Below are 16816 nucleotides of genomic sequence, written 5' to 3'. Positions count from 1 at the left end.
AACAACGTCCCCGGACTGCGGGGCTGTATCAGGCAACATTAGCAAACGGTTCACATATGCGTCGCGTGCTCATTACCGGCACGGCCGGATTCATCGGCTTCCACTTGGCGAAACTACTGTTGCAAGAGGGGTTTCGTGTTCACGGCTATGACGGTGTGACCGACTATTACGACGTCAATCTGAAGAACCGCCGCCACCAGATCCTGTTGGAAAACCCCAACTTTTCGGCCACCGTCGGGATGTTGGAGGATGACGCCCTGCTGAACCGCGTCTCGGATGAATTCCAGCCCGAGATCGTCGTTCACTTGGCCGCGCAGGCCGGCGTTCGCCACAGCCTGGAGCATCCGCGCACCTATATCGACGCGAATGTCGTCGGCACGTTCAACATCCTCGAGATGTCCAAGCGCCTGAATGTGCAGCATCTTTTGATGGCATCCACCAGTTCGGTCTACGGCGCGAACGAGGATATGCCCTTTGTCGAGACCGCCAAGGCCGACACCCAGCTGACGATTTACTCGGCTACCAAGAAGGCCACCGAGAGCATGGGCCATTCCTACGCCCACCTCTGGGGCCTGCCGGTGACGATGTTCCGCTTCTTCAGCGTCTACGGCACTTGGGGCCGCCCCGATCTGGCGCTGTTCATGTTCGTCGATGCGATCCTGGATGGCCGCCCGATCAACATCTACAACAACGGCCAGATGAGCCGCGATTTCACCTATGTGGACGATCTGGTCCGCGCGATCCGCCTGCTGGTCGATGCGGTTCCGGTGCGCCCCGCCGATGGAGTGGTGCCCGAGGGCGACAGCCTCAGCCCGGTTGCGCCGTATCGGATCGTGAATATTGGCAACTCGGACCGAATCAAGCTGCTGGATTTCATCGACGAGATCGAGAATTGCCTGGGGAAAAAGGCGATCCGCAATTACATGGGAATGCAGATGGGCGATGTGCCGGATGCGTGGGCGGACACGTCCTTGCTGCGCAGCCTGACCGGCTATCAGCCCCAGACGGATTTCCGCGAAGGTATTGCGAATTTTGTCCAATGGTTCCGGGACTATCATGGCAAATGATGGACATCCGCACGGGCCTCTGCTGACCTTGCAAGCGGGCAGGGGTCTGGCGGCGCTGGCGGTTGTCTTGCATCACGCCGGGCAGGCCAGTGATGCCTTTGCCAACAACAACCTTGGAGAGGCTCTGGAATGGGGCGCCAATGGTGTTGATTTCTTCTTTGTTCTTAGTGGGTTCATCATCTACTTCGTGCATGGATCAGATCCCGGCACGACCGAGGCGGCACGTTCTTATCTGCTGAAGCGGCTGCGGCGCATCTTTGTGCCCTATTACCCGGTCGCGCTGGCCATGATCGCCGCGTATCTGCTGGTGCCGGGCCTGTCGCAGGCCAATCGTGACTGGGGGTGGCTGACCTCGCTGACGTTGCTGCCCAGTGCACAACCGCCGGCGCTGTCGGTGGCCTGGACCCTAGTGTTCGAGATCTGCTTCTACCTGTTCTTCCTGATCGGCCATTTCAGTGGCACCTTGCGCGTTCTGGCGGCTGGCTGGGCTTTTGCGGTGTGCCTGGCCTGGGTGACGCATATCGCACTGCCCAAGGCCCTGAGCACCTACCTGCTGAACCCGCTGGTGCTTGAGTTTCTGTCCGGCATGACTGCCGCTTGGCTCTTTCGTCGCTTGCCGAGCCGAATGGCACTATGGCCCGCGCTGGCCGGGGCCGCGCTGTGGGCGCTCTATCTGACCATCCCCGAGGCGCACCGCGTCCTGATGGGTCTGGCCTTCGCCGGTGGCATCCTGTCCGCCGCCTTGCTGGAACAAAGCAGCCGGATCCCGATTCCCCGGGCTCTGTTACTGCTGGGAGCGGCGTCCTATGCGATCTACCTGGTGCATAACCCCTTGATGTCGCTGGTCGCCCGGGTGTTTGGCCCGGCCGGCTGGAGCCTGACCTTCGCCGCCTGTTGTTTCAGCGGACTTGCGGTCGGGCTTGCCTATCATCTGCTGTATGAAATTCCGGCGCTGCGGGTTCTGACCCCTGTGTCGCGCCGTGACTCCTCTTTCGGAAAGGCGTGCGTAAATGAGTGAGAGTAGGATTGCCATCATCGGTCTGGGCTACGTCGGTTTGCCCCTGGCGGTGGAGTTCGGCAAACAGCGCCCCGTCGTCGGCTTCGACATCAATTTGGGCCGCATCGCCGCGTTGCAGGCGGGAGTGGACAGCACGCTGGAGGTCGACGCCGAAGAGCTGGCGCAGGCGAAGCATCTGACCTACTCGGCCGATCCCAAGGACATGGCCGATTGCACGATCTTCATCGTCACCGTGCCGACGCCGATCGACGCCCATAAACGCCCCAACCTGACGCCGCTGATCCGCGCCTCGGAAACCGTTGGCAGCGTGCTGAAGAAGGGCGACATCGTGATCTACGAAAGCACCGTCTACCCCGGCGCGACCGAGGAAGACTGTGTGCCGGTGCTGGAGCGTGTCTCGGGTCTGAAATTCAACGTAGATTTCTTTGCCGGATACAGCCCCGAGCGGATCAACCCCGGCGACAAGCTGCACCGCCTGCCGGATATCCTGAAGGTCACGTCGGGCTCGACCCCCGAGGTGGCGCAGAAGGTGAACGCGCTTTACGCGCAGGTGGTCAAGGCCGGCACCTACATGGCTGAATCGATCCGCGTGGCCGAGGCCGCCAAGGTGATCGAGAACACGCAGCGCGACCTGAACATCGCATTGGTCAACGAATTGGCCATCATTTTCAACAAGATGGGCATCGACACCGAAGCCGTTCTGAAAGCCGCCGGAACCAAGTGGAACTTTCTGCCCTTCCGCCCCGGTCTGGTCGGCGGCCACTGCATCGGCGTGGACCCGTACTATCTGACCCACAAGGCCGAGGCCGAGGGCTACCACCCGCAGGTCATTCTGGCGGGCCGTCGCATCAATGACGGGATGGGCGCCTATGCGGCGGGCCAGATGGTCAAGGCTATGCTGCGCAAGAAGATCCAGGTGAACGGCGCGCGCGTGCTGGTCATGGGCCTGACCTTCAAGGAAAACTGCCCCGACCTGCGCAACACCCGCGTCGTCGACATGATCCACGAGCTTGAGACCTTTGGCGTCGATGTCGCCGTGCACGACCCTTGGGTCGACGCCGCCGAGGCGCAGCACGAATACGGGATTACCCCGGTCGAGGTTCTGGAACCCGGCCAGTATGACGGTGTTATCCTTGCGGTTGCGCACCAAGCGTTCCGCGAGATGGGCGCGCCGGGCATTCGGGAACTGGCGAACCAGAACAGCGTGTTTTTCGACCTGAAGAACGTCTTCGACATTACCTCCAGCGATCTCAGGCTCTGAGCCGGGAAAGGCAAACGGATGACTGCTCCAGTCCAACGGACCCAAGACCGCACGATCGGGTCGGTCCTGCGTTCCGGGCTGTTTCGGTCTGGTCTGGGAACGGCCGGAATCCGCATCACGGGGTTGGGGCTGACGTTCCTGCTGTCGGTGTTTCTGGCCCGCGTCATGGGGGCCGAGGGGCTGGGCCATTACACCCTGGCTTTTGCGATCATCAGCCTGCTGGGGCTGCCGGTCCAGATGGGCCTTCCCGCGCTGGTGTTGCGGGAAACCGCCAAAGCGAACGCGACGCAGGACTGGCCGTTGATGCAGGGGCTTTGGGTCTGGGCGGTGCGGCGGACGCTGGTGATCTCGGGGTTCATCGTTTTGGTCGCCCTTGTCGCGGTGCTGAGCATCCCCGAAGTCCTGCATGATGAGTTCCGGGCCGCTCTGCTGATCGGCCTGCCGTTGGTGCCCCTGATTGCGCTGTCTGCGGCCCGTGCAGGCGCGTTGCAGGGTCTGGGCAAGGCTCCGGCGGCGATGTTGCCGGAAATGCTGTTGCGCCCCGGCATGTTGATGCTGGTTGGGGCTGGGTTTTACATTGTGGCGGGGCAGGCGATCCGTCCGGATGTGATGATGGGAGTGCATCTTTTGGCCTCCGCGCTGGCCTTTGCAGCTGGCTCTGCCCTGCTTTTGCGGTTCCGTCCGGCAGCGCTTGCGGGTTTGGACAGCCGCCGCAACCTGACCCGCGATTGGCGTCGCGCGATCTGGCCGTTGGCTCTGATCGCGGGGTCGCAAAGCATCATCGCCAACGCGGATTTCCTGATGTTGGGCTGGTGGCGGGACGCCCAGCAGGTGGGTCTGTACAAGGTGGCCACAGCTGGCGCGATGATGACATCGGTCGGTCTGGGTATCGTCGCGATGGTGATGAACCCGCGCTTTGCCGCCCTGCACCGAACCGGCGAGATGTCAGAGCTGTCCCGGCAAGTCGCCGTATCAGCCGCCGCCGGATTTGGCCTGGCACTGCCGGTTGTTCTTGCCTTCGGTCTGTGGGGCGAACCGATCCTGGCCATCGCGTACGGGGAACCGTTTCGCCCTGCCTACCCCCTGCTGTTGATCCTGACGGCAGCCCAAGCGGCGAATGCGTTCTTCGGCCCTTGCACCGGTCTGCTGAACATGACGGGGTACGAGCGTTTGGCCATGCATGGCTCTGTCGTGGCGATGGTGGCGAATGTGGCGCTGAACGCATTGCTGATCCCTGCGTTGGGCGCCATCGGCGCGGCGGTGGCGACGCTGGCGTCGACCCTGCTGGGGAATGTGCTGATGTGGTGGCAGGCGCGTCGGCGCCTTGGCGCGGACAGCTCGGCCCTGGCGATACTGTGGGTCCGGTCCTGATGCGCGCGCTACACGTCATCGACACGCTGGGACGCGGCGGGGCCGAACAGGTCCTGACAACGCTGCTGCCCGAGTTGGCGCGCCAAGGCTGCCCTGCGGATGTGGCCGTCCTGCGTGCACCCTATGATCTGCAGGACGAGTTGCAGGCCGCTGGCATATCCGTCTACCGGCTGGGGGCCTGCCACAAATGGAACCTGCCCCGCCGGGCGGTGCAGATCGCCAAGTTGGCGCGGTCTCTGGGCGCTGACGTCGTGCACGCGCACCTGTACTTTCCCGCTGTCAGTGTCGCGTTGATGCGCCGTTTGGGGCTGTCTCGGGCCAAATGCTTTGTGACGTTTCACAATTTGGCCTATGCCGGGGCAAATCGGGCTGGTCTTGGTTTGAGCGCCAAGAAAGCATTGGCGTCATGGCTGTATCCGCGCGGTTTCGAGACGATGTTCGGCTGCTCGCGTGCTGTGGCGGACCATTACCAGTACGCTCTGAACCTGTCTCGGGTCGAGGTTCTGAACAACCCAATCGATCTGTCGAAGCTGCCAATTGGGCGTGGGTCAGGGCAAGCCGTGCCACGGATTGTGGTTCCCGGCCGACTGGTGTCGGAGAAGGGGCATGATGTGCTCAATCAGGCTCTAACCAAGCTGAAAACGCCTGTGGATGTGGTGTTTGCCGGTGGCGGGCCGCTGCAAGATCGACTGGCGCGGGACAACCCCGCCGTCCGCATCACGGGAACGCTAGACCATGCCGAACTGCTGGACCAAGTGGCGCAAGCGGATCTAGTCGTCGTGCCCTCGCGCTACGAGGGCTTCGGCTTGGCAACGTTAGAGGCGATGGCACTGGCGCGCCCAATCGTGGCCACAAACGTTGGGGGCCTGCCAGAGGTGATCGGGGACTCCGGCCTGCTGGTCCCGTCTGAAGACCCGGCAGTTTTGGCAAACGCCATCGAAACCCTCCTGTCGGACTCCGATTTGCGCGCCAGTTTGGGCAGTCAGGCACAGGCCCGCGCGCAGCAATTTTCCGCACCGGTTATTGCCGCTCGGCTGTTGGGTTACTATCACGGGCATCCAAAAGAGGGGCAGTTATGACGCAGGCGCTGTACATCACCTACACGGGTCTGCTGGACCCGCTGGGCCAAAGCCAGGTGCTGCAATACGTGCTGGGCCTTGCGCCCAAGCACAAGATGACCGTTCTGAGTTTCGAGAAGCCCGCAAACCTGGCCGATGAGGCGCGTGTTGACGCCCTGAAACGCCGGTTGCAGGACGCCGGGGTTACTTGGCACCACCGTGTCTGGCACCGCAAACCGGGCATTCCGGCGACGGTTTGGGACATCACCCGAGGTATCGCGCAGGCAACGCGGATCGTGCGCCAGAACGACATCCAGATCGTGCATTGCCGCAGCTATATCGGCACGATGATCGGCCTTGCCGTCAAACGTCGCACCGGCGTGAAGCTGGTTTTCGACATGCGCGGTTTCTGGCCTGACGAGCGAGTCGAGGGCGGGATTTGGCGGGCCGGCAGTCTGGTCTATCGCTACTTCAAACGGGTCGAGCGGCGGCTGTTCCTGAATGCCGATCACGTGGTCTCGCTGACCCGGGCAGGGGTGCGGGAAATCCAGCAGATGCCCTATCTGCGGGGCAAGACGCCTCCGGTCTCGGTGATCCCGACCTGCACCAATCTGGACATGTTCCACCCCGTCCCCGTACCGCATTCGGGGTTCACGCTGGGATATGTCGGCTCGGTCGGCAGTTGGTACATGTTTGCCGAGGTTGCGCAGGCTGTCGCGCGGCTGTTTGAACTGCGCGATGACGCGAAGTTTCTGGTGATCAACAAGGGCGGTCACGATCTGATCCGGGCCGAGCTGGGCAAGGTTGGGGTCGATATGGCCCGGGTTGAAATCCGGGAGGCCCCATTCGATCAGGTCGCCGAGCAAGTGGGCCGCATGGACGCCGGTATCTTCTTTATCAAGCCGGTCTGGTCCAAGCGCGCCTCGTGCCCGACGCGGATGGGCGAGTTTCTGGCCTGCGGAAAACCGGTTCTGGCCAACACCGGCTGCGGCGACGTGAGGGAGGATCTGGCCGAGACCGGCACGGGCGTCACCCTGCCGTCGTTGCCCAATGGGTCGGTTGATATGTCGGGTCTGGATGAGGCTCTGAACCAGCTGATCCAGCTGGCGCGCGATCCCCGGATGCAGACCAAATGCCGCTTGGCCGCCGAAGAGCGGTTCGCCCTGTCCGCAGCCATTGCCGAATACGATGCCATCTACCGGAGGCTCGCCGGCTGATGACGCGCCCCCTTTCGGTCCTGTTTATGACGCGCTACCCGGTCGAGGGGGCCTCCTCTCGCTATCGCGTCTACCAGTACCTGCCGCATTTGCAGGCACTGGGGGTCAAGGCCGAGGTGCAAAGCCTGATGGACAGCGACATGTACCGCCTGTCCACCCAACACGGCCGGACGCTGTCCAAGATCGGCGCGACCTTGCGGGCTGTGGTACGCCGCTTGTGGGCACTGCGCCGTTGGCGGGACTACGACATCGTCTACATGCAGCGCGAGTTGTTGCCCTTCGGCCCTCCGGTGATCGAACGTTGGCTGAAAGCGCGCGGCGCGGTGCTGCTTTTCGACTACGACGACGCGCTGTTCATCCACAAGCGCAGCCGATATTCCCCTCTCGCCAGCCTGCTGCGCGCGCCCGGCAAAGTGCGAGAGTTGTTCCGGCTGGTCGACTGCACGGTCGCCGGGAACAACTGGCTGAGGGACGCCGCGACCGCGGAAGGCGGCCACGCGGTGACGCTGGAGGTGGCCGAGGACACCGCGCGCATCCCGATGCACGCCCCGCATACGAACGAACAGCCCGTGACAATCGGATGGCTGGGCTCGCCATCGACGGTGAAATATCTGTCTCTAATCCAGCCCATTTTGCAGAAAATCGCCGCGCGGCACCCCAACCTCCGGTGGGAGATCATGGGCGGCGGTACGTTCGAAATGCCCGGCGTGCCTTGGCGGGGTCACGACTGGTCCCTGCAGGACGAACTGGCGGCGCTGGCGCGCTATGACATCGGCCTGATGCCCCTGCCGTCCGAGGATTGGGCACAGGGCAAATCCGGCGGCAAGGCGCGCACCTATATGGCGGCTGGGGTGGTCCCCGTCTGTAGCGCAATCGGTTATAACAACGAGCTGCTGCGCCACGGCGAAACCGGGTTCCTGTGCCAGACCAAGCAGGACTGGGAGGATGCGCTGGACGCGCTGATCCTGGATGCAGACCTGCGCCAGCGCATCGCCGTCACCGCTCGTGCCGAAGTACAGGCTCGGTTCGACCCGGCAAAACAGGCCGCCGCCATGCGCGCCATCTTTGACCAGGTGTTGGAGGCGCGCGCATGATCCCCGCCGTTGTCATGGGCCTGTCGCCAACCGGATTGCACGTGGTCCGAACTTTGGGGCGCGCAGGTGTGCCAGTAATCGGGGTCAGCGACGGTCGACAACCGGGCGCCGCCTCGCGGTTCTGCAGCCGGGTGATTTCAGTTTCTAATTCATCGCAAAAGCTGTCTGCGCTGTGCGATCTATTTCCTCAATCCGAGGTCAAGCCCGTGCTGATCCCGACCTCGGATCAGGACATTGACTTCGTGCTGGCGCATTCAGAACGCCTGTCTCGGCACTATCGTTTTCAGGACAGCTACAAGGATGGCCTGGCTGGCCGGATCATGGACAAGGCCAGCTTTTACGCCCTGTGCCAACAGTATGGCGTGGCCTACCCGCAGCTTTGGTCTGGCACCCGTGACCAGATCGCCGGATTGGCTGGGCAGATCACCTTTCCCTGCATGATCAAGCCAGCCCTGATCCAACTGGTCAAAGACCAGATGCGGGGCCAAAAGGGGTGGATCGCGCGCAATGGCGAGGATTTTGCGCAGCAGGTCGCCCGCATTCCCGATGGTGCGGGCACCTTGTTGGTGCAGGAAATAGTTCCGGGCCCCGAAAGCGACATCACTTTGTGGTGCGGCTACCTGGGCAACGGGGTTCAGCAAGGTTTCACCGCGCGCAAGTTGCGGCAGTTTCCGCCCGGGTTCGGCTCTGCCTCGCTGGTGCAAAGCCATGACGAGGCCGAGACGGCACGGATCGCAGAGACCCTGTTGGCGACGCTTGGCTACACCGGGATTGCCGCGGCCGAGTTCAAGCGCGATCCGAAAACCGGCCAACTGAAGATCATCGAGATCAACGTTCGCCCGTCGCTATGGTTCTCTCTCAGTGAGGCATCCGGCAAGCCGGTCGTGCTGGCTGCGTACCGAGATCTGGCCGGGTTGCCGCCGTTGGTCGAGCAACCCCAAACCCAGGGTGTCCGCTGGAAATACGGGCCAAAAGACCTGTATTCGAGACTGTTTTACTGGCGAAAGCCGGATTTCATTCTGCCTGCGCCTGACACGTCAGCAACTGGCCCTGCGTCGGCCAGTGTGCGCGCGGTTTTTGCCTGGGATGATCCGCTGCCCGCCTTTGCCGAACTTCGCACGTTCGCGGCCAAAGCGATGCAAAGACTAAGCCGGAGGTGCCATGCCCGGTAGGCTGATCATCTCACTGGATTTCGAGCTGATGTGGGGCGTCCGCGATCGCCGCAGCGTTGCCAATTATGGCGACGCGATCATGGGTGGGCGCGCTGCCATTCCGTTGATGCTGGCGATGTTCGGCAAGTACCAAATTCGGGTGACATGGGCGACCGTGGGCCTGCTTTTCGCCCGGAACAGAGACGAAATTCGGGACTATTCCCCTGCTATCAAGCCCGCCTATACCGACATGTCGCTGTCCCCCTATCCGGCAATTTCGACGCTAGGGCGGGATGAGCAGGACGACCCTTTGCATTTCGGCCGCTCATTGCTGAATCAGATTGCGCAGACCCCGGGGCAAGAGGTCGCCTCGCACACGTTCGGGCATGTTTACGCGCTTGAAGACGGCATGACGGACGAGGCATGGCGCGCTGACCTGCAAGCCGCCGTTCAGATTGCCAAGGATGCTGGCCACACGCCGAGCAGCCTGGTGTTTCCGCGCAATCAGGTCGGGCCAGAGCATATCCGGATTGCCCGAGAAATCGGGCTGGTCGCCTATCGCGGCATGCCGAAGGGCAGGGTGTATCGCAGCCGGTCGGACGCGGACCTGTCGCTACCGGTGCGCGCTTTGCGATTTGCTGATGGGGCGATTCCGTTGCTGGGCGATCAGGTGCATGAACCAGCCCGCGCAGCAGGTGGTGCGCTGGATGTCCCAGCGTCGCGGTTCCTGCGCCCGTGGTCGGCCCGGTTTCCCGCGTATTCGAGCCTGCATCAGACCCGAATACAGCGCGAAATGCGTTTGGCGGCCCGGCGGCAACAGGACTATCACCTGTGGTGGCACCCGCATAATATGGGTCGGAACCTTGAACAGAACCTGTCTCAGCTTGAGGCGATCCTTAAGAATTTCGCCCGGTTGCGTGACCAATACGGGATGCTCAGCGTCAACATGGCAGACATCGCCAAAGAGGAGGGCCTGACATGATCACCTATGTCGGCATCTTCACCGGCCTGGCCTTGTTGGGGCTGTCGATCCCCGATCGCCGCAACCTGCCGACGATGATCGGCATCGCCTTGTTCCTGATCTGGTTCATGGGCACGCGTTACATCGTCGGGTGCGACTTCAAGGCGTACTACCTGCGCTATGTCGAAATCCTGCCGGGCCTGCATTTCGACGAGATCTTCTCGCGGCAAGAGCCGGGGTTCGAACTGCTGGCAAGCCTGCTGAAAACCATGGGCGCGCATTACATGTGGCTGAATATCACCACGGCCATCCTGATGGTGATCGGCTATTATGTCTTTGCCCGCGCGAACCGCAGCCCGGTGATGATTATGGCGCTGCTGTTCCCGGTGATCGTTGTGCAGCTTGGCATGTCGGGTATTCGTCAGGGCGTGGCTACGTCCGCGTTGATGCTGGCCTCGGTCGCGTTTCTGAAGGGCAATCGCCTGATGACCGGGCTGATCATCATCCTTGGCGCGCAATTCCACAGCTCGGCCTACGTGTTCCTGCCAATCGCGTTTCTGGCCGGTCGGCGGATCAACGCGGGGCGGATCATCGCCGGTGTTCTGCTGCTCAGCCCGTTGGCCGTTTACCTGCTGAGCGACCGGCTAGAGGTCTACTCGGAACGCTATGTCGAGCAGGCCTATGGCGAGATTACCTCGCGCGGGGCGCTGATCCGATACGCGCTGATCATGCTGCCTTACCTGTTTTTCCTGCGCTATTACAGAGACTTGCGCGCCGCATTCCCTGAGGCTTACAACCTTCTGAAGCTGTTCGCGATCATCTGTTTCGCCCTGTTGCCCGTGGCGCTGTATTCGTCGATCGCGCTGCACCGGATCAATTTCTACGTGATGCCCTTCAGTATCCTGACCTTCGTCTACCTGTCGCTGGCCATCGCGCCCCGGCAGCAGACGCTGCTGATCCGTGCGTTGCCGCCGCTGTTGTACGGCCTGTATCAGGTGTTCTGGTTCATGACCTCCTCGCATGCGGCCGAATGCTATGATCCGTACCGCAGCTTCAGCTTCCTCATGCTGAGCGGGGCCTGACCCATGCATATCGTGATGACAGTCAACGCGGCCTGGAACATCACCAATTTCCGCTTCCCGCTGGTCCATTTCCTGCTGAAGCAAGGGCACCAGGTCACCGTTCTGGCCCCCCCGGACGGGGCCGAGGATAAGCTGCGCCAGATGGGCTGTGATTTCGTGCCGCTGGAGATGGATACCAAGGGCCTGTCCCCGATCGGCGGTTGGTCCCTTTATCGCCAGATGCGGCGGTGCCTGCGCGACCTCGCCCCCGACGCGGTGCTAAGCTTTACGATCAAGAACAACCTGTTCGGCGCATTGGCTGCGCGCCGTCTGGAGATTCCGTTCGTTCCCAATGTGACTGGCTTGGGCACCGCCTTTCTGTCGTCGCGCCTGTTGCAACGCGTGGCCGAGGCGCTTTACCGCTATTGTTTTCGCGATCTGCCGGTCGTCTTTTTCCAGAATCCGGATGACCTTGACCTGTTCCTGCAGCGCCGCCTGATCCAGCCTGACCAAGCGCGTATTCTGCCGGGCTCGGGCATTGATCTGTCGCGCTTTCAGCCGGCGCCACTGCCCGGTGACACGGCACCCGTGTTCCTGATGATCGCCCGCCTGATCCGCGACAAGGGCGTGCTGGAATATGCCCAGGCCGCCCGGATCGTGAAGCAGCAGCACCCGCAGGCGCAGTTCCGTATCCTTGGCCCGGTTGGGTCCGAAAACCGGTCCGCCATCCCGCCCGAGGTTGTCGCGGGTTGGGATCCCGCCATTGATCTGGATTATCTGGGCGAAACCAGCGACGTGCGCCCCCAAATCGCACAGGCGGATTGCGTCGTCCTGCCGTCCTACCGCGAGGGCGCGCCGCGCACGTTGATCGAGGCCGCCGCGATGGCCCGCCCCCTGATCGCGACCGACGTGCCGGGCTGTCGCTCGGTCGTGCAGCATGGCATCACCGGCCTGTTGTGTGCGCCTCAGGATGGAGAGAGTTTGGCCCGCTCCTGCCTGAATTTCATCGCTCTTGCGCCGGAACAAAGACACGCCATGGGGCTGGCCGGCCGCGCCAAGATGGAGCGTGAGTTCGATCAGTCGGTCGTGGTCGAGGCATACAGGGCGGCGTTGCTGGACCTTCTGGGCCGATGATGGACACCGGCTTTTTCATCCTGTCAAAGCTGGCCGGCGCGGGGCTGAAGGCCGAAAGCTGGATCATCTGCCTGTTCCTTCTGGCGGCCCTGATGCGGTGGCGCGGGCGGGTTTTGGCGGCGCGTGTTGCCTCGGGTCTGGGGCTGGTGGCCTTGGTGGCGCTGACCAGCTTGCCACTGGGCGACATGCTCCTCAGGCCGCTGGAGGATACCTATCCGGTCGCCCCCAACCTTACGCGGGTCGACGGCATCATCGTTCTTGGCGGGGCCGAGCAGGCCGGTCTGGCCCGTGATCGCAATCAGCCGCAGGTCAACGAAGCCGCCGAACGGTTTATCGAGGGCGCCGCCTTGGCCCTGGCACATCCGAACGCCAAGCTGTTGTTCACCGGTGGCAGTGGCGCGCTGGGGGATCTGGGGCGGACCAACTTGCCCCAAGCCGGGATGGCGCAGCGTCTGTTCACATCGCTTGGCATCGCGCCGGGGCGTATCCTGCTGGAAGGGCGGTCGCGCAACACGGCAGAAAACGCCCGCAATTCCCTGCAACTCGTCGCCCCTCAGCCCGAGGAGGTCTGGGTCCTGGTCACCTCTGCCTGGCACATGCCGCGCGCCATGCGTAGTTTCGAGGCGGCAGGCTGGCCGAATGTGGTGGCTTGGCCGGTCGATTTCCGGTCGGGCTCGTTCCGGGGTGGCCTTGGCTGGGACCTGTCCCGCAACCTGCGCCTGTTCAACATCGCCATCAAAGAGACCGTGGGTTCGATCGTTTACCGTTTGACGGGGCGCTGACCGGGCGAGCCCTTGCCTTTGTCCGAGGGGTCGGTATTCATGGCTTGATGGCAAAGCTGATGGGCATATTCGGGCGTAAATCGGACACGGGCGATGCGAAAGGGTTCACGCACCCTATCGCGCCGCAGCAGCCGTTTCTGGCCATCGGTGATGTACATGGCCGCGTCGATCTGGTCGAGAAGTTAGAGCAGATCATCCTGACCAACGCCCCCGGCCTGCCCGCCGTTTTTGTTGGGGATTACATCGACCGGGGCGAAAACAGCGCGCAAGTGCTGGAGTTGATGATGTCCGCCTCGGAAGAAGGCAACCAACCCGTGTTCTGCCTGCGTGGCAACCACGAGGAAATGTGCCTGAACTTTCTGGACAACCCGATCGACAATGGCGAACGGTGGCTGAAATTCGGCGGTCTGCAAACGCTGTCCAGCTATGGCGTGTCGATGGCGGGGACCGACCCGATGTCGATGCAGCGGATGCGGGATGCCCTTGCGCTGGCGATGGGCGATCGGGTGATCGACTGGCTGCGTGCCCGGCCGGTCCATTGGAGCAGCGGCAACATCCACGTCACCCATGCAGGCGCTGATCCCGCCCGCCCGATCCCGGATCAGCCGACCCGGAACCTGACCTGGGGGCACAAGAACTTTGCCGAGAAAGCCCGGACAGACGGGCAATGGGTGGTCTATGGCCACGTAATCGTGGATCAGCCCAAGGCCGCGATGGGGCGGATCGCGGTTGATACCGGAGCATATGCAACAGGCCGGCTGACGGCGGCGTTGATTGCGGACGGCAAAGTACGCTTCCTGACCACATAATCTGCTTTGAGGTGCAAAAAACCCTTAAAGACCCCCTATATGTTGTGTCATACATGGGGAAGCTGCTCTGTTCTCGTGACGATTACCAAAACCTGGGATGAAACGCCGACCTATCCACTACTGGTGCGGGATGACCGTATCCTGTTTGGCTCTGCTTTCCGCGGGGCCGGCGATCCCGCAACAGGCGGGTGGGTTTTCGGGGTATGCCGGGTATAACAGCTACGGGTTTTCCGGTCTGATCGACATGCCCGCAGCGCATTCGCGCCCGGACGGAGAGCTTGCCTTTACCAGCAGCCACTTCAAGAACCAGACCCGGAACACGCTGACGTTCCAGATTTCCGACCGTCTGTCCGGCAGTTTCCGCTATGCCCTGCTGTATCATGTGCGGCCGAACCCCAGCGGGCCGGTCTCGGATTACAGGTTCGACCGTAGCTTCTCGGTCCATTACCGCATTCTGGACGAGGATCAGCGCCGCCCCGCTGTTGCGGTCGGTCTGAACGATTTCCTGGGGACGGGCCTGTATTCGTCGGAATACGTGGTCGCCTCGAAATCGGTGTCGCCGTCGCTGCGGCTGACCGGCGGGATCGGTTGGGGGCGTCTGGCTGGCATTAATTCTTTCCGCAATCCGCTGTCCACGCTGTCGGGGCATTTCGACACCCGGCCCGGGCGTGGCAGCGACAATGGCGGGGTCGTGCGCACCAACAACTGGTTCCGGGGTGATGCAGCGTTTTTCGGCGGGGTCGAGTGGCAGGCGACCGACAAGCTGCGCGTGATCGCCGAGTATTCCTCGGATGCTTACCCGTCCGAGGATGGCAGCGCGTTCGACCGCAAGTCCCCGCTGAATTTTGGGGTGTCCTACGCCTGGCGTCCGCATGTCATCGTCGGCCTTAGCTATCTGTACGGGTCCGAGATCGGGGCGAACGTGACCCTTGGCCTGAACCCCAAAACGCCGCCCGCCGCGGCCGGTCAGGATAAGGCTCCGCCGCCCGTGGTGCCCCGCGCCGAGCTGGCCAAGCTGGGCTGGACTGCGGACATGGTCAATCCCAACGTCCAGACGGGCCGGATCAGTCAGGCGTTGATGAACGATGGCATCCGGCTGCACGCCATCGACATCGGCCCGCGCACCGTCACCGTCACCGTCGAGATCGAGAACGAGCGTTACGCCACCACCGCCCAGGCGATCGGCCGCACCGCGCGTCACCTGACTGGGATCGTGCCGCCGCAGGTCGAGACCTTTGTGATCGTCCCGGTCTCGGCCGGGATCCGGGGCAGCGCAGTCACCCTGCGTCGCGCGGATATGGAGAAGCTGGAGTTCGACACGGACGGGGCTTGGCGCAGCTACGCGCGTGCCCAGTTCGACACCGCGCAGGCGCAGCTGACGCCGATCACCGGCCGCTATCCACTGTTCGACTGGAGCTTCAAGCCCTACCTGTCGCCCAGCTTTTTCGACCCTGATGCGCCAATCAGAGCCGATTTGGGCATGGAACTAAAGGGCAAGTACGAGCCCGCGCCGGGGCTGGTGTTCCGCGGGGCCGTGCGCAAAAAGCTGTTGGGTAACCTCGACGACTCCAACCGGCCCTCGACCTCGGTGCTGCCGCATGTCCGGTCCGACTTCAACATCTACGAACGCGAGGGCGACCCCTCGCTGACCGAGCTGACCGGCGCGTATTACTTCCAGCCCGCCGCGAACATGTACGGTCGCGTCACTGCGGGCTATCTGGAGACGATGTTCGGCGGCGTGTCCGGGGAACTTCTGTGGAAGCCTGCGAACAGCGATCTGGCCATCGGGCTAGAGGTCAACCACGTCAAGCAGCGCGACTTTGACCAGCTGTTCGGGTTCCGCGATTACGAGGTCACCTCGGGCCATGTTTCGGCCTACTGGGATATCGGCAACGGCTATCACGGGCAGGTCGATGCGGGCCGCTATCTGGCGGGCGACTGGGGCGCCACCATGTCGCTGGATCGGGAATTCCTGAACGGCTGGAAGGTCGGCTTTTTCGCCACGTTCACTGACGTCAGCTTTGACGATTTCGGCGAAGGCTCGTTCGACAAGGGCCTGCGCATCACGGTGCCGTTGAACTGGGTGTCGGGCCAGCCCTCGACCGAGCAATACACGACCGTCATCCGCCCCGTCACGCGGGACGGCGGCGCGCGGTTGAACGTTTCGGGGCGGCTGTATGAAACCGTGCGCGGCCTGCAACAAGAAGACCTGCGCGCTGGCTGGGGGAGGTTCTGGAGATGATCCGCACCCTCGCCCTCTTGCTGCTGTTGGCTGGCTGTACGCAGCCGAAGGGGATTTACGTCAGCCTGGACAGCATCGTGTCGCGGAGGCAGCTGGACACGGTGGAAACCCCGCTGATCGCGGCGCGTCTGACCGGGGCGGGCACGCTGGCAACCATGATTCCCGCTGGCCGGAACGGCGATGTCGTGACTTGGCGCTCGGGCGATGGGGTCAGTATTTCGTTGCAGCAGGGGCTGCTGGTGGCGACGCGGGGCATGGGTGACGACCTGATGGCCGCCGATGTCCGCGATACGCTGGCGATGCTGGACGGGCAGGACGGGGCCGAATACACCCGCATCCACACCTATCTGGACGGCGAATATCAGCCTGTTTTCAAGGCCTTCCGTTGCCGCGAGGAACTGCGCGCCGCCGACCGGATTGAGATCGTCGAACGTCAACACGATACGACGCGGGTCGAGGAAACCTGCTTTGGACCCCAAGGCAGCATCGCGAATACCTTCTGGATCGGGGCCGATGGCACGATCTGGAAGTCGAAACAATGGATCAGCCCCGGACTGGGGTATATGGAAACCGAACTTCTGGTGCGGTAA

General features: G+C 62.7%; 15 protein-coding genes. All 15 read left to right on the top strand.

Annotated elements, in window-relative coordinates:
* Positions 1 to 56 precede the first annotated feature (56 nt).
* Positions 57 to 1067: an NAD-dependent epimerase/dehydratase family protein gene (locus tag E7681_RS02680; RefSeq protein ID WP_136337707.1), complete on the top strand. Its 1011-nt coding sequence runs from the start codon at positions 57 to 59 to the stop codon at positions 1065 to 1067.
* Positions 1057 to 2085: an acyltransferase family protein gene (locus tag E7681_RS02675; protein WP_136337706.1), complete on the top strand. Its 1029-nt coding sequence runs from the start codon at positions 1057 to 1059 to the stop codon at positions 2083 to 2085. Before E7681_RS02680 ends, E7681_RS02675 begins: the two co-directional genes overlap by 11 nt.
* Positions 2078 to 3346 (top strand): Vi polysaccharide biosynthesis UDP-N-acetylglucosamine C-6 dehydrogenase TviB, encoded by a 1269-nt coding sequence (gene tviB, locus E7681_RS02670; protein WP_136337705.1) that lies wholly within the window; start codon positions 2078 to 2080, stop codon positions 3344 to 3346. Before E7681_RS02675 ends, tviB begins: the two co-directional genes overlap by 8 nt.
* 18 nt (positions 3347 to 3364) lie before the next feature.
* Complete coding sequence (locus E7681_RS02665) at positions 3365 to 4717, top strand: flippase (protein ID WP_136337704.1); 1353 nt, start codon at positions 3365 to 3367, stop codon at positions 4715 to 4717.
* Positions 4717 to 5796 carry a glycosyltransferase family 4 protein gene (locus E7681_RS02660; RefSeq protein ID WP_136337703.1) on the top strand — a complete coding sequence of 360 codons (1080 nt, stop codon included), beginning with the start codon at positions 4717 to 4719 and terminating at the stop codon, positions 5794 to 5796. Before E7681_RS02665 ends, E7681_RS02660 begins: the two co-directional genes overlap by 1 nt.
* Entirely contained in the window at positions 5793 to 6992 is a 1200-nt protein-coding gene (locus E7681_RS02655; protein ID WP_136337702.1) for a glycosyltransferase, read from the top strand. The genes E7681_RS02660 and E7681_RS02655 overlap by 4 nt, the downstream gene beginning before the upstream one ends.
* Positions 6992 to 8086 (top strand): glycosyltransferase family 4 protein, encoded by a 1095-nt coding sequence (locus E7681_RS02650; protein WP_168733141.1) that lies wholly within the window; start codon positions 6992 to 6994, stop codon positions 8084 to 8086. Before E7681_RS02655 ends, E7681_RS02650 begins: the two co-directional genes overlap by 1 nt.
* A 206-nt stretch (positions 8087 to 8292) precedes the next feature.
* Positions 8293 to 9258, top strand: coding sequence for a carboxylate--amine ligase (locus E7681_RS02645; protein WP_168733140.1), 966 nt, complete (start codon positions 8293 to 8295; stop codon positions 9256 to 9258).
* Positions 9248 to 10219 carry a polysaccharide deacetylase family protein gene (locus tag E7681_RS02640; RefSeq protein WP_136337699.1) on the top strand — a complete coding sequence of 324 codons (972 nt, stop codon included), beginning with the start codon at positions 9248 to 9250 and terminating at the stop codon, positions 10217 to 10219. Before E7681_RS02645 ends, E7681_RS02640 begins: the two co-directional genes overlap by 11 nt.
* Positions 10216 to 11280, top strand: coding sequence for an EpsG family protein (locus tag E7681_RS02635; RefSeq protein ID WP_136337698.1), 1065 nt, complete (start codon positions 10216 to 10218; stop codon positions 11278 to 11280). The genes E7681_RS02640 and E7681_RS02635 overlap by 4 nt, the downstream gene beginning before the upstream one ends.
* 3 nt (positions 11281 to 11283) lie before the next feature.
* On the top strand, positions 11284 to 12393 hold the full coding sequence (locus E7681_RS02630; protein WP_136337697.1) for a glycosyltransferase family 4 protein: 1110 nt from the start codon (positions 11284 to 11286) through the stop codon (positions 12391 to 12393).
* On the top strand, positions 12393 to 13175 hold the full coding sequence (locus E7681_RS02625) for a YdcF family protein (protein ID WP_168733138.1): 783 nt from the start codon (positions 12393 to 12395) through the stop codon (positions 13173 to 13175). The genes E7681_RS02630 and E7681_RS02625 overlap by 1 nt, the downstream gene beginning before the upstream one ends.
* 47 nt (positions 13176 to 13222) lie before the next feature.
* Positions 13223 to 13984, top strand: a complete 762-nt coding sequence (locus tag E7681_RS02620) for a metallophosphoesterase (RefSeq protein ID WP_246032391.1) — start codon at positions 13223 to 13225, stop codon at positions 13982 to 13984.
* Positions 13985 to 14081: 97 nt separating this feature from the next.
* A complete protein-coding gene (locus E7681_RS02615) occupies positions 14082 to 16226 on the top strand; it encodes a YjbH domain-containing protein (RefSeq protein ID WP_211089756.1) in 2145 nt (714 codons plus the stop codon).
* Positions 16223 to 16816 carry a YjbF family lipoprotein gene (locus E7681_RS02610; RefSeq protein ID WP_136337695.1) on the top strand — a complete coding sequence of 198 codons (594 nt, stop codon included), beginning with the start codon at positions 16223 to 16225 and terminating at the stop codon, positions 16814 to 16816. Before E7681_RS02615 ends, E7681_RS02610 begins: the two co-directional genes overlap by 4 nt.

This window comes from Thalassobius vesicularis (genome assembly GCF_004799325.1).
GTDB classification, from domain to species: Bacteria; Pseudomonadota; Alphaproteobacteria; order Rhodobacterales; family Rhodobacteraceae; genus Thalassobius; species Thalassobius vesicularis.
Note: the sequence above shows the minus strand (reverse complement) of the source record. Positions and strands in the feature narration are given on the sequence as shown.